The organism is Streptomyces gardneri, from assembly GCF_006539185.1.
Classification (GTDB): domain Bacteria; phylum Actinomycetota; class Actinomycetes; order Streptomycetales; family Streptomycetaceae; genus Streptomyces; species Streptomyces gardneri.
On the sequence record NZ_BJMN01000063.1, the window covers coordinates 1 to 23,817 of the forward strand.

20 protein-coding genes are annotated in these 23,817 nt (G+C 72.9%); 9 read left to right on the forward strand and 11 right to left on the reverse strand.

Annotation, left to right across the window (positions count from 1 at the left end; genetic code table 11):
* The first annotated feature begins 435 nt into the window (after positions 1-435).
* Both SGA01_RS36050 and ptsP read left to right on the forward strand, forming a co-directional pair.
* On the forward strand, positions 436-885 hold the full coding sequence (locus tag SGA01_RS36050; RefSeq protein ID WP_141302179.1) for a PTS sugar transporter subunit IIA: 450 nt from the start codon (positions 436-438) through the stop codon (positions 883-885).
* Between the two features lie 80 nt (positions 886-965).
* Positions 966-2,636, forward strand: a complete 1,671-nt coding sequence (gene ptsP, locus SGA01_RS36055; protein ID WP_141302181.1) for a phosphoenolpyruvate--protein phosphotransferase — start codon at positions 966-968, stop codon at positions 2,634-2,636.
* A gap of 79 nt (positions 2,637-2,715) precedes the next feature.
* On the opposite strand, the gene SGA01_RS36060 is transcribed toward ptsP, so the two are convergent.
* A complete protein-coding gene (locus tag SGA01_RS36060; protein WP_141302183.1) occupies positions 2,716-3,606 on the reverse strand; it encodes a DUF8829 domain-containing protein in 891 nt (296 codons plus the stop codon).
* Positions 3,607-3,629: 23 nt separating this feature from the next.
* A complete protein-coding gene (locus SGA01_RS36065) occupies positions 3,630-4,916 on the reverse strand; it encodes an MFS transporter (protein WP_304364584.1) in 1,287 nt (428 codons plus the stop codon).
* 45 nt (positions 4,917-4,961) lie between these two features.
* On the opposite strand from SGA01_RS36065, the gene SGA01_RS36070 reads away from it, so the two are divergent.
* The 3 genes from SGA01_RS36070 to SGA01_RS36080 all read left to right on the forward strand — a co-directional run bounded on the left by SGA01_RS36070 (position 4,962) and on the right by SGA01_RS36080 (position 8,303).
* The gene (locus SGA01_RS36070; RefSeq protein ID WP_141302185.1) at positions 4,962-6,281 is read left to right on the forward strand and encodes an aminotransferase class I/II-fold pyridoxal phosphate-dependent enzyme; all 1,320 of its coding nucleotides are present in this window, start codon (positions 4,962-4,964) and stop codon (positions 6,279-6,281) included.
* A gap of 214 nt (positions 6,282-6,495) precedes the next feature.
* The gene (locus SGA01_RS36075; RefSeq protein ID WP_141302187.1) at positions 6,496-7,218 is read left to right on the forward strand and encodes an RNA polymerase sigma factor; all 723 of its coding nucleotides are present in this window, start codon (positions 6,496-6,498) and stop codon (positions 7,216-7,218) included.
* Entirely contained in the window at positions 7,215-8,303 is a 1,089-nt protein-coding gene (locus SGA01_RS36080) for a CU044_5270 family protein (protein WP_141302189.1), read from the forward strand. The genes SGA01_RS36075 and SGA01_RS36080 overlap by 4 nt, the downstream gene beginning before the upstream one ends.
* 93 nt (positions 8,304-8,396) lie before the next feature.
* Here the strand turns inward: SGA01_RS36080 and SGA01_RS36085 are convergent, their stop codons facing one another.
* Complete coding sequence (locus SGA01_RS36085) at positions 8,397-10,367, reverse strand: acetoacetate--CoA ligase (RefSeq protein ID WP_141302191.1); 1,971 nt, start codon at positions 10,365-10,367, stop codon at positions 8,397-8,399.
* A gap of 215 nt (positions 10,368-10,582) precedes the next feature.
* Between SGA01_RS36085 and SGA01_RS36090 the strand changes: the two genes are divergently transcribed.
* A complete protein-coding gene (locus tag SGA01_RS36090) occupies positions 10,583-12,937 on the forward strand; it encodes a glycoside hydrolase family 31 protein (protein WP_141302193.1) in 2,355 nt (784 codons plus the stop codon).
* A gap of 51 nt (positions 12,938-12,988) precedes the next feature.
* Here SGA01_RS36090 and SGA01_RS36095 read toward each other — a convergent pair whose 3' ends face one another.
* The 4 genes from SGA01_RS36095 to SGA01_RS36105 all read right to left on the reverse strand — a co-directional run bounded on the left by SGA01_RS36095 (position 12,989) and on the right by SGA01_RS36105 (position 16,899).
* Positions 12,989-15,055 (reverse strand): hypothetical protein, encoded by a 2,067-nt coding sequence (locus SGA01_RS36095; protein WP_141302195.1) that lies wholly within the window; start codon positions 15,053-15,055, stop codon positions 12,989-12,991.
* A 7-nt stretch (positions 15,056-15,062) separates the two neighbouring features.
* The gene (locus SGA01_RS36100) at positions 15,063-15,836 is read right to left on the reverse strand and encodes an ATP-binding protein (RefSeq protein ID WP_167534253.1); all 774 of its coding nucleotides are present in this window, start codon (positions 15,834-15,836) and stop codon (positions 15,063-15,065) included.
* 34 nt (positions 15,837-15,870) lie between these two features.
* Positions 15,871-16,206 (reverse strand): hypothetical protein, encoded by a 336-nt coding sequence (locus tag SGA01_RS41285; RefSeq protein ID WP_167534254.1) that lies wholly within the window; start codon positions 16,204-16,206, stop codon positions 15,871-15,873.
* 129 nt (positions 16,207-16,335) lie between these two features.
* A complete protein-coding gene (locus SGA01_RS36105) occupies positions 16,336-16,899 on the reverse strand; it encodes an NUDIX domain-containing protein (protein ID WP_141302199.1) in 564 nt (187 codons plus the stop codon).
* On the opposite strand from SGA01_RS36105, the gene SGA01_RS36110 reads away from it, so the two are divergent.
* The 3 genes from SGA01_RS36110 (at position 16,898) to SGA01_RS36120 (ending at position 19,457) form a co-directional block, all read left to right on the forward strand.
* Complete coding sequence (locus tag SGA01_RS36110; protein ID WP_141302201.1) at positions 16,898-17,719, forward strand: M15 family metallopeptidase; 822 nt, start codon at positions 16,898-16,900, stop codon at positions 17,717-17,719. The genes SGA01_RS36105 and SGA01_RS36110 overlap by 2 nt on opposite strands.
* Positions 17,720-17,799: 80 nt before the next feature.
* The gene (locus SGA01_RS36115) at positions 17,800-18,273 is read left to right on the forward strand and encodes a Zn-ribbon domain-containing OB-fold protein (RefSeq protein WP_141302203.1); all 474 of its coding nucleotides are present in this window, start codon (positions 17,800-17,802) and stop codon (positions 18,271-18,273) included.
* A 26-nt stretch (positions 18,274-18,299) separates the two neighbouring features.
* Complete coding sequence (locus SGA01_RS36120; protein WP_141302230.1) at positions 18,300-19,457, forward strand: lipid-transfer protein; 1,158 nt, start codon at positions 18,300-18,302, stop codon at positions 19,455-19,457.
* Positions 19,458-19,525: 68 nt separating this feature from the next.
* Here SGA01_RS36120 and SGA01_RS36125 read toward each other — a convergent pair whose 3' ends face one another.
* Genes SGA01_RS36125 through SGA01_RS36140 form a run of 4 tightly spaced genes read right to left on the reverse strand, consistent with a single transcriptional unit; the run spans position 19,526 to position 23,787 of the window.
* Positions 19,526-20,131, reverse strand: a complete 606-nt coding sequence (locus SGA01_RS36125) for a GTP-binding protein (RefSeq protein ID WP_141302205.1) — start codon at positions 20,129-20,131, stop codon at positions 19,526-19,528.
* Positions 20,112-20,537, reverse strand: a complete 426-nt coding sequence (locus SGA01_RS36130; RefSeq protein WP_055644646.1) for a DUF742 domain-containing protein — start codon at positions 20,535-20,537, stop codon at positions 20,112-20,114. Before SGA01_RS36130 ends, SGA01_RS36125 begins: the two co-directional genes overlap by 20 nt.
* A gap of 11 nt (positions 20,538-20,548) precedes the next feature.
* The gene (locus SGA01_RS36135) at positions 20,549-20,998 is read right to left on the reverse strand and encodes a roadblock/LC7 domain-containing protein (protein WP_141302207.1); all 450 of its coding nucleotides are present in this window, start codon (positions 20,996-20,998) and stop codon (positions 20,549-20,551) included.
* Complete coding sequence (locus SGA01_RS36140; RefSeq protein ID WP_141302209.1) at positions 20,995-23,787, reverse strand: sensor histidine kinase; 2,793 nt, start codon at positions 23,785-23,787, stop codon at positions 20,995-20,997. Before SGA01_RS36140 ends, SGA01_RS36135 begins: the two co-directional genes overlap by 4 nt.
* Positions 23,788-23,817 lie beyond the last annotated feature (30 nt).

A 23,817-nucleotide genomic window follows, 5' to 3' on the forward strand; every position in this document is an offset into this window, starting at 1 on the left:
TTCCCTTCGGTATTTCGTGTTTCCAGCTTAGCAGATCCGATTTCCGTTTCTGCCACCCGCTGGAGCGGGCTGTCGGGGTGAAATTCGCTTTCGCGTTTTCCGTTCCCGGCGGGGTCAAACATTACCAGGCTTTCTCGGTCCCCCTGACCACTCCCTCGGCGAGCTGACGCGCGCAGAGGTGTAGACCACTGGGGTTAGGATCTGGCTTGATAGGTGCTGCCGACCCGCGACTCAAGGCCGCGTTGGGGTCAGGCAGGAGTACGACAGTACATCCCACCGCCAGTAGAGGCAAATCGTTTCGGGGTAGTCCTAGGTCCGCCAACTGGTACGTCTCGTGCGGAACTAGGACTTCTTATGACTTACGCTTCTGAACAGTACGCCGTCCAGGACAGGTAGTGACGGCGCCACACAATCTCCGCCCCTGGGAGGCTTCCCATGACAACCGTGACGTCGCCGCTTGTTGGACGCGCCATCGGTCTCGCCGCAGTTCCCGACCCGGTCTTCTCCGGTGCGATGGTCGGTCCCGGTACCGCCATCGATCCCGTGCGTGAGCCTTCGGAGGCGGTGTCCCCTATTGACGGGGTCATCGTCTCCATGCACCCGCACGCCTTCGTCGTCGTCGACGGTGAGGGGCACGGCGTGCTCACCCACCTCGGCATCGACACCGTTCAGCTCAACGGGCAGGGCTTCGAGCTGCTCGTCAACAAGGGTGACACCGTGACGCGCGGACAGGCCGTCGTGCGCTGGAACCCTGCCGAGGTCGAGGCCGCCGGCAAGTCCCCCATCTGTCCCATCGTGGCCCTGGAGGCCACCGCGGACTCGCTCTCCGACGTCGTCGAGGACGGCGACGTGAAGGCCGGCGACCAGCTCTTCGGCTGGAGCTGAGCCGGTTCGTCCTCGTGACGACCGCGAGTTCGACATTCAACGCGGCGGCCGGGGCCGTCGCTCAATCGGAGACGGGTGAGATGGAGACAACGCTGCGAGGCGTCGGCGTCAGCCACGGTGTGGCGATCGGCGAGGTCCGGCACATGGGCACGGCGGTACTCGAACCGCCGGCCAAGCAGATTCCGGCCGACGAGGCGGAGCGCGAACAGGGGCGCGCCCGCCAGGCGGTGGAAGCTGTGGCCGCGGACCTGATTGCGCGAGGCAATCTGGCCGGCGGCGAGGCCCAGGCGGTGCTGGAGGCCCAGGCGATGATCGCCCAGGACCCGGAGCTCATCGCCGACGTCGACCGCCGGATCGCGGTCGGCAGCACGGCTGAGCGCGGTATCTACGACGCGTTCTCGCACTACCGGGAGCTGCTCGCGGGTGCCGGTGAGTACATGGCCGGGCGAGTCGCCGACCTGGACGACGTGCGGAACCGGATCGTCGCCCGGTTGCTCGGTGTCCCGATGCCGGGCGTGCCGGACAGTGACGAGCCGTACGTGCTGATCGCGCGGGACCTCGCGCCGGCCGACACGGCGCTGCTCGACCCGACGCTGGTGCTCGGCTTCGTCACGGAGGAAGGCGGGCCGACCAGCCACAGCGCGATTCTCGCGCGGGCGCTCGGTGTGCCTGCGATCGTCGCTCTGCCGGGTGCCGGTGAGCTTGCCGAGGGCACGCTCATCGCGGTCGACGGTTCGACCGGTGAGATCTTCGTCGACCCGAGCGAGGAGAAGAAGGCGGAGCTGACGCAGGCCGCCGCCGCGCGGAAGGCCGCGCTGGCCTCGTCCAGCGGTCCCGGTGCGACCTCGGACGGCCACAAGGTGCCGCTGCTCGCCAACGTCGGCGGTCCGGCGGACGTGCCCGCGGCGGTGGAGGCGGGTGCCGAGGGCGTCGGTCTGTTCCGTACGGAGTTCCTCTTCCTGGACGACAGCAAGCAGGCTCCGTCCGAGGAGAAGCAGATCGAGGCCTACCGCAAGGTGCTCGAGGCGTTCCCCGAGGGGCGTGTCGTCGTGCGTGTCCTCGACGCCGGTGCGGACAAGCCGCTGGACTTCCTGACGCCGGTGGACGAGCCGAACCCCGCGCTCGGTGTGCGTGGGCTGCGCTCGCTGCTCGACCACCCGGAGGTGCTGCGGACTCAGCTGACCGCGCTCGCGAAGGCGGCCGAGGGGCTGCCCGTGTACCTCGAGGTCATGGCGCCGATGGTGGCCGACCGTACGGACGCGAAGGCTTTCGCCGACGCGTGCCGTGAGGCCGGGCTGCGGGCGAAGTTCGGTGCGATGGTCGAGATTCCCTCGGCCGCGCTGCGGGCGCGCTCGATCCTCCAGGAGGTCGAGTTCCTGTCGCTCGGCACGAACGACCTCGCGCAGTACACCTTCGCGGCCGACCGCCAGGTGGGTGCCGTGTCGCGGCTGCAGGACCCGTGGCAGCCCGCGCTGCTCGACCTTGTCGCGCTGTCCGCCGATGCGGCCAAGGCCGAGGGCAAGAGCTGTGGCGTCTGTGGTGAGGCCGCTTCGGACCCGCTGCTCGCCTGTGTCCTGACGGGTCTGGGTGTCACCTCCCTGTCCATGGGCGCGGCGTCGATTCCGTACGTGCGGGCGACGCTTGCCAAGTACACGCTCGCGCAGTGCGAGCGGGCGGCTGCCGCCGCGCGTGCCGCGGACACCGCGCACGAGGCGCGTCTCGCCGCGCAGGCGGTGCTGTCCGGGGAGTGATCCCCGGGCTGTTGCCGACGTAGGTATCGGAGGGGCTTCCCGTCACCTTGGTGGCGGGGAGCCCCTTCGGCGTATGTGGTCAGTGGTGGGTGGGCCAGTCGTCGTCGGGGTCGGGCGCGAGGGGGAAGCCTGCGCGGTAGTCGACGCCGGGCTCCGGGGAGAGGGGCTCTCCTGTGCGGGCGTCCGTGCAGTAGGCGGCGAAGACCTCTGCCTCGGTGAGGGGTGTCAGGGTGCCGTCGGTGAGGCGCCAGCCGTGGAGGCGGTCGCGGGCGTCGGGGTCGGTGGTACGCAGGACGAGGCCGCCTGGTGCCGCGAGGGCGATGCCTGCCGCGAGGACCGCCGTGAACTCCGTTGCCTCTGTGCCTTCGGGGTCGGTCGTGCCGTTGGCGTGGAGGACCGCGAGGAGTTGGTCGTCGCCTGCCGGGACGCTGCAGACGAGGTGGTGGAAGCCGGGGCCTGCTGCTTCGAGGAGGCGGGCCAGGAGGTGGGAGGCCCGGGTGAAGGCCGCCCTGCCGATGTCCTTGCCGCAGGTCGCGCAGTCGCCCATGGTCGCGAGGACCGTCGTCGCGTACTCCCAGGTCGCGTGGCGGACTGCGGTGTCGACGAGCTCCGGCAGGAGGGTGCTGAGCGGCTGGCCGGTGTAGGTGACGCGGGCGCCGGTCATCGCGAGGTGCGCGGTGAAGCGGCTGCGGCTCGTCGGGTTGTCGGGGTCGATCGCGGTCTCCGCGCAGTAGGCCTCGTACTCCTCGGGGTCGAAGAGGGTGACCGTCGTGTGCCCTCCCTGGGTGGCGAGGGATTTGAGGAGCGCTTCGACCTGCTTGAGGTAGGTCGTGTGGTCGTCGAAGGCGAAGGTGCTGTAGCGGCGCATCGCCGCGAAGTCCCGCGCGTCCGCGAGCAGGCCGACTGTGCTGGGGACCTCGCGGCGCAGTGCGCGGCGGAGGTGGGTCGTCGTGGTTGCGGTCCGGTTCATGCATCCCCCTTGTGACCGTCCGATCAGTGCTCACTCACCGTAACCTTCGGCACTGACAGTGACGATTTCGTGAGGCGTCGGCGGACCAGCCTGTTCTGGGCCGCGCAGGTCGCGACGAGGGCGGCGCCGAGGAAGGGCCAGCCGAGGGGGCCGGTCGCGACGAGTCCTGTCATGAGGAGGGGGCCGGCGAAGCGCTGGGTGGACTGGGCGAGGCCGTGGACGCCGAGGTAGGCGCCCTGGGCTTCGCCCGGGGCGAGGGCGACGGAGATCTCCCAGGAGGCGATGGTGTGGATCATCTCGGCGAAGGTGAGGACGACGGCCGCGGTGACGAGGGCGGTGACGGAGAGGGTCGGGCCGCCCAGGGCGGACGCGGCGACGGCGAGGGTGCCGATCGCGAAGAGCGCCGCGAGCGGGGTGTAGAGGCCGCGGGCCGCTTCGGTGGTCGCGCCGAAGCGGGAGAGCGGGACCTGGAAGATCACGACGAGGGCGCTGTTGAGGACCAGGAGCAGGGGTGCGAGGCCTACGGGGGCGTCGGTCGCGTGGACGATCCAGAGGGGCAGGGCGACCTGGAGGATCGAGTCGTGGAGGAAGAAGACGCCGTCTCCCGCCGTGAAGGCGAGGAATCCGCGGTCGCGCCAGGGGCTTGCGGGCTTGGCCGTGGGGGCCGCGTCGGTGGAGGTCGCGACGACGCGTGAGGGCGTGGGGGCCGGTGGCTCGGAGCAGCGGAGGGTGAGCGCCGCCATGACGAGGTAGGAGAGCGCGTCGCCCACGAGGAGGAGTTGGAAGGCGGTGGTGGAGCCGACCGCGAGCGCCGCTGCCGCGCCGAGGCCACCGAGGGTCCAGCCGATGTTGGAGGTCGTGCGGTTGATCGCCTGGTAGCGGACGCGGTCGGGGCCTGCCACGCGGGCCGCGTAGAGCTTGGTGAGGACGTTGGTCGCGCGGTCGGGCAGGGCGCCGACCGCCGAGATCAGGACGAGGAGCGGGTAGTCGTCGGTCGTGAGAAGGGCCAGGAGGGCCGCCGCGCGCAGGAGCTGGGTGCCGATGATCACGCGGACGAGGGGGAAGCGGTCCGCGAGGCGGCCTCCGAGGGGGGCGCCGGCGATACCGACCGCGCCCGAGACCGCGATGAGGAGGCCCACCTGTCCGAGGCCGAGGCCGGTGACGTAGGTGAAGTAGAGAGCCATCGCCGTGGACCAGAGGCCTGTGCCGCACTTGTCGATGAAGCCGATGACGAGCATCCTGCGCCCGTCGCTGCCACCCGGGATGCGGTCCTTGAGAGGTGGGCGGGTCGGGCGGGTCGTGCTGCTCATGGGTCCCCCTTGCGCATTCTTTTGTATTGATACATAATGCGTTACGTGGCAGCACAATATGTGATCGAAGGGGCTACGGCCAAGGGGATTGCCGCGTCCGTGGAGCGGGGCGTGGCCGAGGGCGGGCTCGGCCCTGGCGACGCGCTGCCCCCTGTGCGGCGGCTCGCCGACGACCTCGGGGTGAGTCCGGGAACGGTCGCGACCGCCTACAAGGACTTGCGGCAGCGGGGGCTGATCGTCACCCGCGGCCGGGGCGGCACCGTGGTCGCGGACGTGCCGTCCGTGGCCTCCCGGCGGCCCCCGCGCGTGCCGGCCGGGCTCGTCGATCTCGCCGGCGGCCATCCCGACCCCGCCTTCCTGCCCGTCCTGCGGCCGCCGTCGGCCGTCGTCCCCGCGTACGGCTCCCATCGCGCCGCGCCGCGACTTCCGGCGCTCGAGGCGCTGACCCGGGAGTGGTTCGAACGGGACGGGGTGCCCGCGGAGCACGTGACGTTCGCGCACGGCGCGCTCGACTGCATCGCGCGGCTCCTCTCGACGGAGCTGCGGCCCGGCGACGCGGTGGCCGTCGAGGACCCCGGCTTCCACCACCTGCTCGACCTCGTGCCCGCTCTCGGGCTGCGGATGGTGCCGGTCGCGGTGGACGGCGAGGGGCTCGTACCGGAATCTCTGCGGACGGCACTGCGGGGCGGGGTGCGTGCGGTGGTGTGCAGTCCGCGTGGGCAGTGTCCGACCGGCGCGTTCTTCACGCGGTCGCGGCGGGACGAACTCGCTGCAGTGCTACGGGAGTTCCCTGAGGCGCTCGTCGTCGAGGACGATCACAACGCGGAGGTCGGCGGGTCCGCCGCGTACACGCTCGGCGCGGCGGGGCTCGACCGGTGGGCGCAGGTGCGGACCGTGTCCAAGCATCTCGGGATCGACCTGCGCTGGGCCGGGGTCGCGTGCGACGCGGTGACGCAAGCGCGGCACGACGGGCGGATGCTGATGACCTCGGGCTGGGTCAGTCACGTGCTCCAGGAGACCGTGACCTCGCTGCTCGCCGACGGGGATGTGCGCGAGCTGGTCGCCACGGGCGAGGCCGCGTACGCGGAACGGCGCACCGCGCTGATCGGGGCGCTCGGCGCGCACGGGATCCGGGCCGTGGGGGCGAGCGGGCTGAACGTGTGGGTGCCCGTGCGGGACGAGTCCGCCGTGGTCAACGGGCTGCGGACGCAGGGCTGGTGGGTCGCCGCGGGCGCGCGGTTCCGGATCGCCGCGCCGCCGGCCGTCCGCATCACGACGGCGGCGCTCGCGCCGGCGGACGCGGTGCGGCTCGCTGCGGACTTCGCCGGGGTCCTCGGGGACTCGCAGGCTACGTATGGGGGATGAGGGGTTACGGGGGGGGGCTGGACGTGCGGAAGCCCCGGGGAGGTTCGTTCCCCCTCGGGGCCCTTCTGGCATCCGTGCCGGTCAAGGTGGCTGTCGGGGCATCAGGTCAGCTGGACCGGGTCGGCGCGCTTCTCGGGTGCTTCGGCCGGGCGGTGTGGTCCACGTCACGGGAACCCGGGCGAACCTGCGCCCAGTGCCAGATGTGGAATCACCTATGAGAGATCGTTTCCGCGCCGGAGACCCGGCGGCGCTGGGCGAGGCGTACGACGAGCACGCGCGGGTCCTGTACCACTACGCGTACCGGGTGTGCGGCGACCGGGCGACGGCTGAGGACGTCGTCTCCGCCACGTTCCTCGAGGCGTGGCGCTGCCGGGGCAAGGTGCACGCCGACGGCGGGACCCTGCGGCCGTGGCTGCTGGGCATCGCGACCAACATCATGCGCGGCGCCGCGCGGGAGGCGCGGCGGCGGGACGCGGCGCTCGCCCGACTCCCCGAGCGTGGTGTGCTGCCCGACTTCGCCGACGACGTCCTCGCCCGGATGACGGACGGCGAGCAGGTACGGGCGGCCCGCGCCGCGCTCGGCAAGCTCCGGCGCCGCGAGCGGGAGGTCTTCACGCTCGTCGTGTGGGCGGGCCTCGACTACGCGGCGGCCGGGGAAGCGCTCGGGATACCGGTCGGGACCGTGCGGTCCCGGCTGTCCCGGGCCCGTGAGCGGCTTCGCAAGCTCGCCGACGCGGAGCTGCGTGCGCTGCGGCGGCGACAGCGGTCCGCCGGGCCGGCAGTCGCCGGGCCTTCCTCCGTACGGGCGGCCGCAGGCGAACGGCCCGCTGTCGGACACGTCGCCCGCCCTGCCGGTCAGCCTTCCGTTCGGCCCGTCGTCCAGTCCTCTGTCCGCTCCGCCCTCGTGCCCCGAACGACCCCGGAGAACCAGGCATGAACACCACCCGTAAGACGCACTCGACCCACTCCCCCTCCGACGAGCGCCTGCGCGGCGAGCTGGCGGAGCTTCTCCCGCCGCCGCCCGTGCCCGATCTCGAGCCCGAGCGGGAGCACGCCCTCCGGTACGCCGTCCTGCGCGACGCGCTGGCCACCGGGCCCGCCGCGCGCCGCCCGCGTTCCCCCCGCGCCGTCCCCCGCTTCACCTGGATCGCCGCGCCCGCGGCGGCCTGCGCGCTCGTGGCCGGTGTCGTCGTCCTCGCGCCGGCCGAGGCTCCGGCCGGGCCCTCGGGCCCGATCTCGGCCGGGCAGCCGGCGGCGGCCGACGCCGAGCGGTTGCTGTCCCGCGCCGCGCTCGCCGCCGCCGCCGCTCCGGCGCCGGACGCCCGGCCCCAGGACTTCGTCTACATCAGGAGCCTCGCCGCCCACGCCGGGCGCAGCGCCGCCGGGGGCGTCGCCACGCTGCCGCCCGCCCGCCAGCGTGAGGTGTGGCTCTCCGCCGACGGCAGCCGTGCGGGGCTCCTGCGCGAGGCCGGCTCGGCCGACTCCGTGCTCTCGCCGAGCCTGCCCGTGTACGAGCTGGACCACCGGGGCGCGTCGCCGCGGCCGTCCACCCTGGAGGCCAGCCCTGCGTCGGTCACGAACCCGACGCACGCGTACGTGGCCACCCTGCCGACCGACCCCGAGGCTCTGCTGCGGCTGATCCGCGAGCAGACCCGCGGGGACGGGGCCGATGCCGACCAGCGGGCCTTCCGGGCGATCGGGACGCTGCTCGCCGAGACCTGGGCCCCGCCGAAGGTGACGTCCGCGCTGTACGAGGCCGCGGCACGGATCCCCGGGGTCTCCGTCCTGCCGTCCGCGAAGGACGCCGCCGGGCGTGAGGGCGTCGCCGTCGCCCGTACCGCCGACGGCGAGCAGACCCAGTGGATCTTCGACCGGGCGACGTCGGCGTTCCTCGGCGAGCGCACGGTGCTCGTCGAGACCACGGCGGCGGGGAAGAAGGGGACGGTGCTCGGCGTGTCGGCCGTCCTCGCCAAGGGCGCCGTCGAGCGGACCGGCGAGCGGCCGGGCGGCGCCGGCGCCTGAGCCGCCCCGTAGGGGTGCAGACGTGTAGGCGTCCAGGCATGGACGAAGAGGCCGGTTCCCTGTGGCGGGGACCGGCCTCTTCTCGTGTGCGCGTCAGGACCTGCGGGTGGCTGCCAGGGTCTCGTAGAAGTGGAGGAGACCGAGGTTGTCGACCGAGCCGGCGTTGACGGCCTTGGCCAGGGGGGTGCCCTGGAGGAGGCGCTTGACCGGGACCTCGATGCGCTTGCCGGTGAGGGTGTGGGGCACGCCCGGCACCTCGATGATGTCGTCGGGGACGTGCCGCGGGGAGAGCTCCGTGCGGATCGTCCGCTTGATGCGGGCGATCAGCTCGTCGTCGAGGGTGGCGCCGTCCACGAGGTGCACGAAGAGCGGCATCCAGTAGCCGCCGTCCGGCTCCTCCAGGCCGATCACGAGGGATTCACGGATCTCCGGGAGGCGTTCGACGGCCTCATAGATATCGGCGCTCCCCATCCGCACGCCCTGACGGTTCAGGGTGGAGTCGGAGCGGCCGTGGATGACGACCGAGCCGTGGTCGGTGATCGTGATCCAGTCACCGTGGCGCCAGACGCCCGGGAACATCTCGAAGTAGCTGTCGCGGTAACGGCTGCCGTCGGGGTCGTTCCAGAAGTGGATCGGCATGGACGGCATGGGGTTGGTGACGACGAGTTCGCCGACCTCGCCGATCACCGGCTTGCCGGAGGGGTCCCAGGACTGGAGGTCGGTGCCGAGGCCGGCCGCCTGCAGCTCGCCGATGTGGACGGGGAGCGTGGGGACCGCGCCGGCGAAGCAGGAGCACACGTCCGTGCCGCCGCTGACGGAGGCGATCCACAGGTCCTCGCGGACCTCGTCGTGGAGCCAGCGGAAGCCGTCGGGGGGCAGCGGCGAGCCGGTGGTTGCCACGCACTTCACGGCCGAGAGGTCGAAGTCCCGGCCGGGGTGCACGTCCGCCTTCGCGCAGGCCATCACGTACGCGGCGGAGGTGCCGTACAGCGTGGCGCCGGTGCGTTCGGCGACGCGCCACTGGGCGCCGGTGTCGGGGTAGCCGGGGCTGCCGTCGTACAGGACGACGGTCGCACCGGTGAGCAGGCCGGAGACGAGGAAGTTCCACATCATCCAGCCGGTGGAGGTGAACCAGAAGAACACGTCCTCGGGGCCGAGGTCGCAGTGGAGGCCCAGCTGCTTGACGTGCTCGACGAGGATGCCGCCCTGGGACTGGACGATCGCCTTCGGCAGGCCGGTCGTGCCGGAGGAGTACAGGACCCACAGCGGGTGCGCGAACGGGACCTGCTCGTAGACCGGCTCGACGTCGCCGGCGACGAGGTCGGCCCAGTCGAGGGTCCCTTCCGGGGCGGGGGTGCCGAGGAGCGGGATGTGGACGACGGCGCGGAGGGTGGGCAGCTCGGCGCGGAGTTCGGCGACGGTCTCGCGGCGGTCGTGCTCCTTGCCTCCGTACCGGTAGCCGTCCACGGTGAAGAGGACGACCGGCTCGACCTGCTGGAAGCGGTCGAGGACGCTGCGGGCGCCGAAGTCCGGGGCGCAGGAGGTCCACACACCGCCGACGGCCGCGGTGGCGAGGAGGGCCACGACGGACTGCGGGACGTTCGGCAGGTAGCCGCTGACGCGGTCGCCGGGGCGTACGCCGATGGCGCGCAGTTCGGCGGCGAGGGAGCCGACCTGGCGGCGGAGCTCGGCCCAGGTCGTCGGCGCGGGCTCATGTGTCTCGTCCACATGGAGCAGGGCCGTGTCATGGGGGCGCTCGTCGGCGGCGCGCAGGGCGTGCTCGGCGTAGTTGAGGGTGGCGCCGGGGAACCAGTCGGCACCCGGCATCGAGCGGTCGCCGAGGATTCGCTCGTACGGGGTGGAGAAGCGGACGTCGAACCATTCGGCGACGGCCTGCCAGAAGGCTTCGAGCTCCTCGACCGACCAGCGGTGGAGCGCCGGGTAGCCGCCCTCTGCCGGGGCACCGTGGTGCTCGGCGGCCCAGGCCTGGAAGCGGGTGACGGCCGCGGTGGCGATGCGTTCGTCGTCCGGCTGCCAGAGCGGCTCGGTCTGCGCTGATGTCATGGTGCTGCTCCCTGGCTGTACGCGGGGTCGGCGTGTGTCCCGCGCACGTGCTGGGGGTGTGCGCGTGACGCGGCTGACAGGACGATGCCATGTGATCGTCTTTCGCACCAGGTCTGCCTGCCCATGGTCGGCCAGTTGAACATGTGCTCCCACCACGGGTGAACGGATGTTGAACGGAGCTCGTATCGCCCCAGGTGGGTGGCAGGGTGATCACCATGGACGGTCGGGAACTGGTGCGTTCGATCAAGGTGTTCGGTTCGGCGCGGGGCTTGCGGACGGTACGGGCGGCGTGGCGGCAGCGCCGTACGGACGCGTGGGGGCTGCCGCCGAAGGGGGCGGAGCGGGCACGGGTGCCGGGGCAGGCGACGGGGGCTGAGGCGCTGCCGGGCGGAGGGGTCGTCCGGTTCGCGCGCTCCTCGCTGCGGATCAGCGTGTCGGCGGGTGGCGCGGTGTTCTGGGGCTGGGACGGGTCCGAGCCCCTGCCGTCGTACGCGCTGGCCGGTGAGGCGCCGGAACCCGATCCGCGGGCCTCCCTGGAGCCGGACACGGACGGCGGGTGGCGGATCGTCTCGGAGCGGGTGACGGTGGCGGTCTCCCGGCACGGGGCGGTGGAGATCCGGACGCCGGGCGGGGTGATGCTGCGCCGGGACCTGCCGCCTCGGTGGTGGGAGTCGGTGGGGGCCGCGGGCGCGGTGGCGCGGTGGGTGCAGCGCAGTGAGGTGCCGGCGGACGCGCGCTTCTTCGGGCTCGGCGGACGGGCGGCGGGGCCGCGCCTGCGGGACGGCTCGTACCGGCTGTGGAACACCGACCCCAAGGGGGGCTTCGTCCCCGGGGACGATCCGCTGTACCTCACCATGCCCGTGCAGTTCGTCGTCTCGGACGCCGGGACGCACCTCGCGTTCCACGACAACTCCTGGGACGGGCGGGTCACGCTCGCCGAGGGTGAGGAGGGTGCGGGGTCGGGGCACGACCGGCCGGGGACCAGCGAGGTCCGGATGGGGGGCGGGCCGCTGCGCTGCTGGGTGGTGGTCGGCACCCCCGCGCGGGTGCTGCACGGCTGGGCCGCGCTGACGGGCGCGCCCGCGCTGCCGCCGTCCTGGGCGCTCGGGCCCCAGCACGCGCGCTGGGGGTTCGGCAGCGCGGCGGAGGTGCGGCGGGTGGTCGCCGGGTACCGGGAGCGAGGGCTCCCGCTGTCCGTCGTCCACCTGGACATCGACCACTACGACGGGCACCGGGTGTTCACCGTGGACACGGAGCGCTTCCCGGACCTGCCGGGGCTCGCGGCGGAGCTGCGGGAGCAGGGCGTGCGGCTCGTGTCGATCGTGGACCCGGCGGTGAAGGCCGAGCCGGGGGACGCCGTGTACGACGGCGGGCGGGCGGCCGGGGCGTTCGTGCGGGACGCGCGGGGCGGGGAGGTCCGCGGGGAGGTGTGGCCGGGTGAGTGCGCGTATCCGGACTTCACCGATCCGGCGGTACGGGAGTGGTGGGGCGGGCTGTACGAGGAGCGGCTGCGGCAGGGCTTCTCCGGGGTGTGGCACGACATGAACGAGCCGGTGTCGTTCGCGCCCTTCGGCGACGCGACGCTGCCGCGGTCGGCGCGGCACGCGCTGGACGGGCGGGGCGGCGACCACCGCGAGGCGCACAACGTGTACGGGCTGACGATGGCCCGGGCCGGGTACGAGGGGCTGCGCCGGCTGCGGCCCGACGAGCGGCCCTTCCTGTTCTCCCGGTCCGGCTGGGCGGGCATGCAGCGGTACGGCGGCACCTGGTCGGGGGACGTGTCGACCGGGTGGCCGGGGCTGCGGGCCTCGCTCTCCCTGGTCCTGGGGCTCGGGCTGTGCGGGGTGCCGTACTCGGGTCCGGACGTGGGCGGCTTCGACGGGAGTCCGTCGCCCGAGCTGTACCTGCGCTGGTTCCAGCTGGGCGCGTGGCTGCCCTTCTTCCGTACCCACTCGGCGATCGACGCGGGGCGGCGCGAACCCTGGGAGTTCGGTCCCGAGGTCCTGGAGCACGCGCGCGTGGCGCTGGCCGAACGGGAGCGGCTGCGGCCGTACTTCGAGACGTTGGCCCGGTTGGCCCGGATGACGGGCGCGCCGTACGTCCGTCCGGTGTGGTGGGGGACGCCGGAGGACCGGGGGCTGCGCGACTGCGAGGACGCGTTCCTGTTGGGGGACGCGCTGCTTGTGGCGCCGGTCCTGACACGGGGTGCGGACCGGCGGGCGGTGCGGCTGCCACGCGGCCGGTGGTACGACACGGCGACGGGGCGGGCGTACGAGGGTCCTGGGCAGGTGCTGCTCGACGCACCGCTGTCGCGGGTGCCGGTGCTGGCCCGGGCGGGGGCGGTGCTGCCGGTGCGGGGCGACGGGGACGGACCGGCCCTGGAGGTGTGGGCGCCCGCGGCGGGGCGGACGGGGGGCGGGCTCGTCGTCCGGGACACGGGGGACGGCTGGGAGCCGGCCGAGATCGAGCGGTACCAGTCGCGGCTCGTGGACGGCCGGGTGGTGGTGGAGCGGGTGACGGACGACGGGGTGGAGGCGGTGGGGCTGCCGGTGCGGGTGCGGGGGATGTGAGGTGTGGGCAGGGGGTGAGGGGTGGGAGGGGCGCGGGGGTGAGGGCCTGTTTCAGCCGGTGAGTGCGCGCGCACGGCGACGTGCGGCGCGCGCCGGCCGATGTCGGTGGCGCAGCCTCGTCAGGACGGCCACGGTCAGGAAGGCGCAGACCACCGCTCCGCAGACGGACAGGGCCACTCCCACGGCGTTTCCCAAGGGCATGGTCGCCATGGCGAGGACCGCCACGCCGATGCTCGTCGCCCTCACGATGCTCAGTGGCTTGTACGCGACGGCGTGCAGGTCGTGCGGTTTCGCGTCGCCGCCTCGGTGGCCCGATCGGACGACCTCCACCACGAAGGCGCCGGCGGCGACGAGCGCCGAGCCGACCTGGGCCCAGACGAACGGGTCAAGCAGGATCTGCAGGACCGCGGCCGCCACCGAGACCGCCGTTCCGAGGAGCGTCGCGGCGAGGGCGTGGACGAAGTTCTCGCGGGGCAGGACGTACGGCAGCCGCACATGGATCCGTGTCAGGCGTTCGCCGCGTTCCCAGGCGGCCTCCGGGCTCTCGGTGGTGTCGAGCGAGAACTCCAGGACGCCGTCGGTCGCGTCGGCCTCCACGAGCGGCCGGATCTCGGCGTTCTCGCTCACCAGCGGGGGCCCCGCGACCTCGAGCCCCTCCGGGGTCACGACGTGCAGCCGGTTCTGCCGTACCTCCGGGGGGAAGGCGACCTCTGCCGACACCACCACGGCGCCCCAGCCGAGCCGGTCCACCCGGCACTTTCCGTCGAACTCGTAGCTCACCTCCGAGGACATCCCCGGGTGGGCGTCGATGAGCGCCACCACCGGCATGTAGCGGATCAGCCGGCGGATCCGCCACCGGTACCTGTCGCCGAGGGCCTCGTTCTCGGCCGCCTGCGTGAGCACGGAGGTGATCTCGTCCGTCTCCGGGCTCCATGCGAGGGCCTGGAGGCTCCGGGCGATCTCCTGTCCCGGTGCGGTGTCCGCGTCGCCGTCCGGGGTGAGGAGCCGGTGGACGCCCCGGGCGATCTGCAGCTTCACGTCGGTCGACGTGAGCATGTTGACCGGGCGGCCGTTGCGGTCCTTGAGGTGGAGGTCGTCCAGGAACCTGTCCTCCTCCCAGGGGACGAGATCCACGATCACCGGTGTCCGGGGAGCCGTCTGGACCTCCGCGCCGACGAGCGCGCTGAGCTTCGTCCTGACGTGGTGGCGCGCGACGCTCCGGTCGGGGAACTCCAGCCGGTGGGTGCGGGTGGTGATCGTGGCGGAGATCTCGTCGAGCTCCTGGAACATGCGCAGCTCGTCCCAGCCCGGGGCGGCGGGCAGGCCCCGCGGGTCCACGGTGGTGATCGCCGCGGGCATGACGGAGGCGGTCAGGGACAGCGCCGGGGCCCGCCTCTCGGTGTAGTACGCGACCAGGTCGGCGGCGAGCATGACGATCCGTGAGACCGCGGGGTCCTGCGACGGCGGGTGCTCCGCGAGGTGCTGTTCCAGTTCCATGACCGTGCCGTGCTCCGCCCGGTCCGGGGCGCTGAGGATCTCGGCGACGGACCGGACGATCCGCGCCAGCGGGACGGCGTCGGGGGTGGGCGCGGCGAGGGAGTTCACCGCCGCGGTCGCGGCACGGCCGGCTGCCTCGGCGCGGCCGGCGAGGAGGGCGCTGTGCGCGAAGGAGGCGAGCCGGGTGACGGAGGCGCCCGGCCGGACCGCCGCGAGGTGGCGGACCTCTTTGACGTACCGGTCGAGCCGGTCGGTGCGCAGCGGCTCCAGGGGTTGGTGGTAGTAGGCGGCGGCGAGGCGGTGGGCCCGTGCGTGCCGGTCGGGGGCCGTCTCACGGAGCCGGGTGGTCAGCGCCGTACGGAAGAAGGACCGGAGGACGTACGCCGCCCGCTCGGGCCCCTCGTCGTCGGCGGCCCAGGGATGCGCCACGGCGTCCTTCTGGACGAAGGGGTTCGCGGCGATCTCGCGTGTGCCGATGCCCAGCGCGAGGGCCCTCGCCGTGTAGACGACGAGCGGGGGGTCGAAGAGGTCGTGGACGGACAGGGCTTCGATCAGTCGTCGCTCGTCGGTGGGCAGGCGGTCGAAGCGGTCGAACGCGCGCCGGGTCAACTCGTCGTTCATGGCTGCCTCACCCGGTCCCGAGCGGTTCGATGTGGAGGTCGAGGAACTCGCGTATCAGGCCGGGGATGCCGTGGTGGCTCCGGTGGATGCTCGTCGCCTGTCCCTTGAGGCTGTCGAAGCCGAGCGTGGTGATCCACTCCTCGACGGCGTCGATGCCGAAGGGGGGCAGCACCATGGTGTGGACCGCGGTGACATGGGGGTACGCGAGGCGCGGCACGTGCCGTCCGGCCACGAAGACGCTCGTGCCGCGTCGGCTGAGCAGGTCGGGCAGCAGGTCCGTGCCGAGCCAGTCGCGCATGGGCGCCTCGCAGTGTTCGAAGCCGTCCAGGCAGATGACGGGGTTGTGGGGGTCCCCCGCAAGGGTGTCCAGGAGGGCGTCGCTCATCGCGTCCAGCTGGATCTTGTGGTCCCTGGAGGTGTTGACGACCATCTGGATGTTGGCGTTCCGCGCCCTCATGTCGTGCACGTTCACCGTCGCCGTCGACGACTGTGCGATCTGCGAGCGCACCGCCTGGTAGCCGGGGACGGGGACGTCCTGACGGCGGGCCTGCCGCGCCAGGTCCCTCAGGACGTCGTCCTTCTCGACCACGCGCTCCAGGTCGACGTAGTAGACACCGGCGGCGACGTGCCGCCGGTGGATCTCCCGGAGCAGCCTGGTCTTCCCGATGCCTTCCGGCCCTTCGAAGAAGAGCGCCTGCTGTGCGTTGCTCCCGTCGACGACGGCCGCGGAGTGTGCCAGCTGCTCCGTGCGGTCGACATGGACGTCTTCTCGGTTCGGCACCCCGTCGTCCCCGTTTCCGATGTCCCGATGCGTGTCAGGTGCGGTCGGTGCCGGTGGCCTCGCCGGTCGGAGCGCTGTCGGTCCCGTCGCCCGCCGTGATCGTGAGCTTGGAGCGCTTGGCCTTCGAGCGGAAGAACGCGGTCCGCGCGCCCTTCGGCATCGTGAGCTCGGAATGCTTGAACACGGAGTCGTGGGCCTGGAACTCCTGCCCGTTCAGGCCGCGCTGCTCCTCGTTGCTCTCGAAGCCCGCCTTGACGCCGGGCATCTGCACCGTCGCCCTTTTCAGCCGGTGCCTGAGGGCGAAGACGATCGCGACGACCGCTGCGACCCCGACGATAGCGATGACGGCCTCGGGCCAGCCGACGTTCATGGACGCTCCCCTCCACATCGTCACCCTGGGGCGACGGCGAGCGGTCAGCATGCCACAACAGGCAGATAATCAGGCAGAGTTGGAGGCGCGCGCGCATGCACCCGCGCCCCGGCGTGCGCCCCCCCTTGCTCAGCCGTACGCCCCCGCGAACCACTTCCGTGCCGCCTCCGTGTGGAGCGGGAAGGCCAGCTCCTCCGGGGCGAGGATCAGGTGGTGGCCGCTCGTCTCGTCCGTGGGGGCCGAGGGCGGGAGCGCGGTGGCGGGGCGGGGCGGGAGCAGGCCGAAGAGGAGGAGATGGCCGGCCGGGGAGCTCATCGCGTCGGCGAGGCGGACGTCCTCGGCGGAGGCCTGGATGCCCGTCTCCTCGCGCAGTTCGCGGGCGACGGCGGCGCGCCAGTCCTCGGCGTGGTCGATGAAGCCGCCGGGCAGGGCGATGCCGCCCTTCCGGGGCTCGATGGTGCGGGTGATGACGACGAGTCCCGTCCCCCGCTCCCCGTCCGTGACGGGGAGAAGGGCGACGGCGACGGGCAGCGGGTTGCGGTAGGCGGTGTGGCCGCAGGCCGGGCAGGTGCGGGGCCAGCCGGCGCCGGGCGAGTGAGCGGCGCCGCATGCGGAGCAGTGGGAGTCCATCACGGCCCGACGGTATGCGATCACCCTTTCCCGGCGCTGCCGGAACTGATAGACGGTGCGCATGACAGGACTCGCTTCCGCTTTCCGTACCCTCGCCGTCATCGCCGCGGCCGGGCTGCTCGCCGTGACGGGCGCCGTCGCCGCCCCCGCTCCCCCGGCCTCCGCCGCACCGGAGCCCAAGGCCCCACGGGAGTTCGTGGCGCTGAGCTCGGTGGACCGGACGATCGTCCAGGAGATGCGCTACACGACGGCGCACAACTTCGTGGGCGAGCCGATCGACGGCTACCGGCAGCCGCTCTGCATCCTGACGCGGCCGGCCGCCGAGGCGCTGCACCGCGCGCAGGTGCGGCTGCTCGCCCGGGGCTACACCCTGAAGGTCTACGACTGCTACCGGCCGCAGCGGGCCGTCGACCACTTCGTGCGCTGGGCGAAGGACCTGGAGGACGAGCGCATGAAGGAGGAGTTCTATCCGCTCGTCGCCAAGTCGAGGCTGTTCACGGACGGTTACATCGCGGAGAAGTCCGGGCACAGCCGGGGCTCGACGGTGGACCTGACGATCGTGCGGCTGCCCGCGGTGCCCACGCGCGCGTACGTGCCGGGCGAGGCGCTGACCGAGTGCTACGGGCCGCGGGAGGAGCGGTTTCCGGACAACTCCGTGGACATGGGTACCGGGTACGACTGCTTCGACACGCGCTCGCACACCGACGACCCGCGGATCCAGGGTGCGCAGCGGGCCAACCGGCAGCTCCTGAAGGGCGTGCTCGCGGAGCAGGGGTTCGTGAACCTGCCCGAGGAGTGGTGGCACTTCACCTTCAAGACGGAGCCGTTCCCGGGGACGTTCTTCGACTTCCCGGTGGCGCGGAGGTCGGTGGCCGGGCACTGAGTCTTCCCCGTCCGGGTCGCCCGTGCCACACTTCTGACGCTTCGTCAGATCAGTGGTGATCGGTGGTTCGGGAGGCCTCGATGGCACGGACGCGCAGACCGGTGGTGGCCCGGTGGTTCACCGACGACTCGGTGCCGGAGGAGGAGTTCCGGCTGCTCGGGACCCGCTGCACGGCCTGCGCCTCGGTCTTCTTCCCCCGCGAGGACGACTGGTGCCGCAATCCGGGGTGCCCCGGCGGGGGTGAACTCGCCGAGGTGCCGCTCTCGCCGCGCGGCCGGGTCTGGTCGTACACCGACGGCCGGTACCGGCCGCCGGCCCCGTACGTCTCCGACCCCGAGGCGCCCTGGGAGCCGTACACGCTCGTGGCCGTGGAACTGGCGGCCGAGGCGATGGTGGTCCTGGGACAGGCGGCCCCGGGGGTGCGGCCGGCCGATCTCGCGGTGGGTACGGAGGTGGAGGTGGTGCCCGGCGTCCTGAACGAGGACGACGTGCACACCTGGACCACCTGGAACTGGCGCCCCGTCGCCCGGGACGAGCGGGAGGAGCGGTCGTGAACGACATCGCCGTCCTCGGGGCCGGAATGCACCCCTGGGGCAAGTGGGGCCGGAGTTTCGTCGGTTACGGGACGGCCGCCGCCCGCGCCGCGCTCGCCGACGCCGGTCTGGAGTGGACGGACGTCGGCTCGATCGTCGGCGCGAACACCATGCGGTGCGGCTATCCCGGTTACGTGGCGGGGGCGACCTTCGCCCAGGCCCTCGGCTGGCAGGGCGCGCGGGTCACCAGCGTGTACGCGGCCTGTGCCTCGGGCGCGCAGGCCATCGCGACCGCCCGCGCCCAGATCCTGGCCGGTCTCGCGGACGTGGTCCTGGTGGTCGGCGCGGACGCCACCCCCAAGGGGTTCCTCGCCCCGACCGGCGGCGAGCGGCCGGACGATCCGGACTGGCTGCGGTTCCGCGTGCTCGGGGCGACCAATCCCGCGTACTTCGCTCTCTACGCCCGCCGCAGGATGGCCCTGTACGGCGACACGACCGAGGACTTCGCCCAGGTGAAGGTGAAGAACGCGGCGGCCGGCGCGCTCAATCCGCTCGCCCGCTACCGCACGCGCGTGACCGCCGAGGAGGTCGCCGCCTCCGCCGTCGTCGCCGATCCGCTGCGGCTCCTCGACATCTGCGCGACCTCGGACGGGGGCGCCGCGCTCGTCCTGTCCAGCATGGACTTCGCGCGCCGGCACGGGCGGCCCGATCCGGTACGGGTGCGGGCCGTGTCCACGGTCTCCCCCACGTACCCCAAGGCGGTGCTCGACCTGCCCGACATCGCGACCGACTCGGCGGCCGTGGTCTCCCCCGCGCCGCACGGATTCCGCGCCTCGATCGCGCGGGCAGCGTACGAGGAGGCGGGGATCGGGCCCGAGGACCTGTCCCTCGCGGAGGTGTACGACCTGTCCACCGCGCTGGAGCTGGAGTGGTACGAGGACATCGGGCTCTGTGGGACGGGCGAGGGCGCCAAGCTGCTGCGCGAGGGCGTCACCGCGCTGGGCGGACGGCTGCCGGTCAACACCAGCGGCGGCCTCGCCTCCTTCGGGGAGGCCGTACCCGCGCAGGCGATCGCCCAGGTCTGCGAGCTGACCTGGCAGCTGCGGGGCACGGCGGGCGACCGGCAGGTGCCCGGGGCCCGCGTCGGCATCACCGCGAACCAGGGCCTGTTCGGGCACGGGTCGGCGGTCGTGGCGGTGCGCTGAACCCCCTCCGTGAGGAGGGGGTTCTTCAGGAGGGGGTCCCTCGGGGAGGGGCCCTCAGGCGGTGGCCCTCAGGTGGTGGCCGGCGCGTGGCTCCTGTCCGCGAGGACCAGAGCGTGCTGGACGACCGCCACGAGGACGTTCTTCACCGACTCCCGGTCCCTGGCGTCGCACATCAGGAGCTCGACCTCGGGGTCCAGGTCGAGCGCCCCGCGCACGCTCTCGGCGGGGAACCGCCGGGCGCCCTCGAAGCAGTTGACGGCGACCGTGAAGGGGATGCCGCGCCGCTCGAAGTAGTCGATGGCCGCGAAGCTGTCCTCCAGGCGGCGGGTGTCCGCGAGGACGATCGCGCCGAGCGCGCCCTGTGCGAGCTCGTCCCACAGGAACCAGAAGCGGTCCTGGCCGGGGGTCCCGAACAGGTACAGGACGAGGTCCTCGCGGAGGGTGATCCGGCCGAAGTCCATGGCGACCGTGGTGGTGGTCTTGTTCTCGACGCCGTGGAGGTCGTCGACGGGCCGCCCCGCCTCACTGAGGACCTCCTCGGTGCGCAGGGGCCTGATCTCGCTGACCGCGCCCACCAGCGTCGTCTTGCCGACCCCGAACCCGCCCGCGACGAGGATCTTCAGGGTCACCGGCTCGACGAGCGGCTTCTTGCGGCTAGAGCGCCCGAAGGCCATTGATCACCTCGCGAAGGATGCTCACGTCCGGCAGCTCGGCCGGCGGAACGGGGCGGGTCACATGGACGAGTTCGTCCTCGACGAGATCGCCGACGAGGACCCGGACCACCCCGACGGGGAGGTCGAGTCCTGCGGCGAGCTCGGCGATCGACTGGGGCTGCTCGGAGCAGCGCTCGACGATCTCCACGTGTTCCGGGGAGAGCGTCTGGTCACGGCCGGGGTCGTCGGCGGCGGGCTCGGGGACCACCAACGCGATCAGGTCGAGCCGGTGACGGGTGGCGGCGCTGGTCCGGCCGCGGGTCATCGCGTACGGACGGACCACCGGCCCGGCGTCGGCGTCGAACCAGTGGTGGTGACCGGGGGCCCGCCCCTCGGTCGCCTGGTTCGGCTCGGCTGCGTCACTCATGCCCGTCCCACTCACCCTCCGGAGGGCAGGCCGGTCCGGGGGGCCGTCGTGAGGTGGGCCCCGACCCGCTTCACCATCAGCGTCATCTCGTAGGCCACCTGGCCGACGTCGGAGTCGGCGTCGGCGAGGACGGCCAGGCAGCTGCCGTCACCGGCGGCCGTGACGAACAGGAAGGCGTCCTCCAGCTCGACGACCGTCTGCCGGACCCTGCCCGCCTCGAAGTGGCGCCCGACGCCCTTGGCGAGGCTGTGGAAGCCGGACGCCACGGCGGCCAGGTGCTCGCCGTCCTCGCGGGTCAGCTGCTGCGAGGCGCCGGTGGGCAGCCCGTCGCTGGAGAGCACCAGGGCCTTGCGGATGGACCCGACCCGCTGGACGAGTTCGTCGAGGAGCCAGTTCAGCTCTCCGTTTCCGTGGCCGAATGCGGAGGTGGTGCTGGGTGCTGCGGCGTTCGGTGCGGTCATCGACCGTCCCCCTCGGGTGTCGTTCCTGGTGCTGACGTGTCGTCCGGGTCCGCTGTGTGCCGTCGGCCGCGCTGCCAGCCGCGCTGCATGGCGGCCATGCGGGCGCGTACCTCCTCGGCGTCGCGCTCCTCGAAGGATTCGGGCCCGGCGGCGCCGACGGTCGTACGGTCGTCGGCTCCCGCTCCGGTGCCACGGTCGGCCGGGCCCTCGGTCTCGCGCAGCTGGGGCGCGAGGTTGGCCTGGCGGACGCGGCGGGGCAGCCCGCCGAACGGCTCGGGGGCCTCCGCCACCACGGGACCCTCCGGCGGTACGGGAACGAGGGTGGGGCCCTGGACCGGTACCGGGACCGGTCCCGCGTCGGGGACCGCGGGGTGCGAGCGGCCAGGCTCGTCGACGCGGCGGCCGCGGTCCACGATCAGCGTCGGGGTGGAGCGGCGCGGCAGCGGTACGGGGCCGCGTACGGCTCCGTCGGCGTGCGCGTCGTCCTCGCCGCGGCCGGTCGTCTGGTCGGGGGCCTGCTGGTGCTGCTCGCCGGCCGGGGCGAGGCCCGAGCGGCGGCGGTCACGGGGCCGGAAGAGGCCGCCGCGCTCGCTCTCGGTGTCGAGGATGTCGGCGGACCGGTCGAACAGCACGTCGAACTCGTCGGCGTCGAGCGGCGCCTCCAGCTCGACGGGTCCGTCCAGGACGCCGGGGGCCTCGGTCACGTCGGGGACCCGGGCGAGCACGGGACGGCGCGTGGGCAGCGGGGTGGGCGCGTCGGTGTCCCCGTCGAGGCGGCCGGATCCGTCGGCGTGACCGGCGCGCTCCAGGGCCTTGCCGTCCAGGGTCCTGGCGTCCACGGGATCGCGGTCCACGGACTTGCGGTCCAGGCGGAATCCGGCGCCCTGGGTCTCGGGCGCGTCGGTGAGCAGCGCGGCCGGGATGAAGACGACCGCGGTGGTCCCGCCGTACGGGGAGGTCTGGAGCGAGACGCGGACGTTCTGCCGCTGCGCGAGCCGGCTGACCACGAAGAGGCCGAGGCGGTCGGTGTCCGAGAGCTCGAACTCGGGGGTCTCGGCGAGCCGGAGGTTGGCGTCGAGCAGCGCGTCGGCGTTCATGCCGAGGCCGCGGTCGTGGATCTCCAGGGTGAAGCCGTTGGCGACGCGCTCGCCGAGCACCTGCACGGCGGTGTGCGGCGGCGAGAACACCGTGGCGTTCTCGAGGAGTTCCGCGATGAGGTGCGTGAGGTCGGCGACGGCGGGGCCGCCCACGCCGAGGCGGGGCAGCCTGCGCACCTCGATCCGCTCGTAGTCCTCGACCTCGGCGACGGCGGCGCGGACCACGTCCATGAGCTGGACGGGCTTGCGCCACTGGCGGGAGGCCGCGGCGCCGGACAGGATCACGAGGCCCTCGGCGTGCCGGCGCATGCGGGTGGTGAGGTGGTCGAGCCGGAAGAGGTCCGCGAGCTCGTCGGTGTCCTCCGTGCGCCGCTCCATCGTGTCGAGGAGGGTGAGCTGGCGGTGGAGCAGTACCTGGTTGCGGCGGGCGAGGTTGACGAACACCTCGGAGACCCCGCGGCGCAGCTCCGACTGCTTGACGGCGGCCTCGACGGCGGCGCGCTGGAGGGTGTTGAGGGCCTGGCCGACCTGGCCGACCTCGTCCTCCCCGTACCGGAGGTGGGGCACCTCGGTGCCGACGTCGACGTGCTCGCCGGCGGCGAGCCGGCGCATGACGCTGGGCAGCCGCACGCCGGAGACCTCCTGGGCCTCCTTCTGGAGGCGGCGCAGGTCGTGGACGAGGGAGCGGCCGATGCGGACGGAGATGACGATCGAGGCGAGCAGGGCGAGGAAGCCGAGGACGCCGGCGACGCCGACCTTGAGGAGCACGCTGTAGGCGGCGGGCTGGACGCGGTCCTGGTAGCGGTCGCCCGCCGCGGTGTTCTCGCGGGCGAGGTCGTCCAGGACGGGGCTCGCCTCCTCCTGCCAGTAGGCGGCGGTGACGGCGCGCGGCTCGTCGGTGGGGCCCTCGTCGATGATCGCCTTCTCGGCGGCCCGCAGCGCGGAGGTCTCGGGGCTGGCCCAGTACTTCTCGAAGCGCTCGCGCTCGCTGGTCGGCAGGAGTTCGAGGTTGACCTCGTAGAACTGCTCGCGGTTGGCGACGAGGTCGGACATCGCCCGGAGCTCCGGGGCGGTGATCCGGTCCGCGACGAGCGCGGAGAGGACGAGCGCGTCCTCACGGGAGAGGACCTCGCGGGCGCGGGTGATGCCGACGAGGGCGCGGCCCTGCTTGTCCATCTCCACGTTCTCGAGGGCGTGGAGGGTGATGAGGAAGCTGTAGCAGGGGTCGACGAGCCGGTTGTAGAACTCGAGGGCCTGGATGCGGCCGATGCTGCGCTTCTCGACGGAGCGGCGCAGCGACTCGAGGTCGTCGAGTGCTTCGAGGAGGGAGTTGAGCCGCTGGGTGGTGACGGGCCGCATCTCCTCGCGGACGCCCGGGTCGGCGGCGTTCGCGCGGATCCGGGATATCTGCCGGTCGGTGGCCCGGCGGGTCTCGCGCAGGGAGGCGAGGGCCGTGGAACCCCGGGGGTCGGCGAGGTAGACGAGCGACTGGCGGCGTTCGAGCTGGATGACACGGGCGGTGTCCTCCAGCGGGTAGCCGACCTTCTCGACGATGTAGGCGACGTCGAGGAGCTGGTCGGCCTCCCGGCCCGTCAGGACGGTCGCGAAGGCCCAGAGGCCGGTCAGGGAGACGAGCGGTACGAGGAGCAACGCCACGATCTTCCGGCGGATGGACTTCCCGCGAAAGCGCATGGCCTCCCCCAGCTCGGCCCCCGCGCGCCA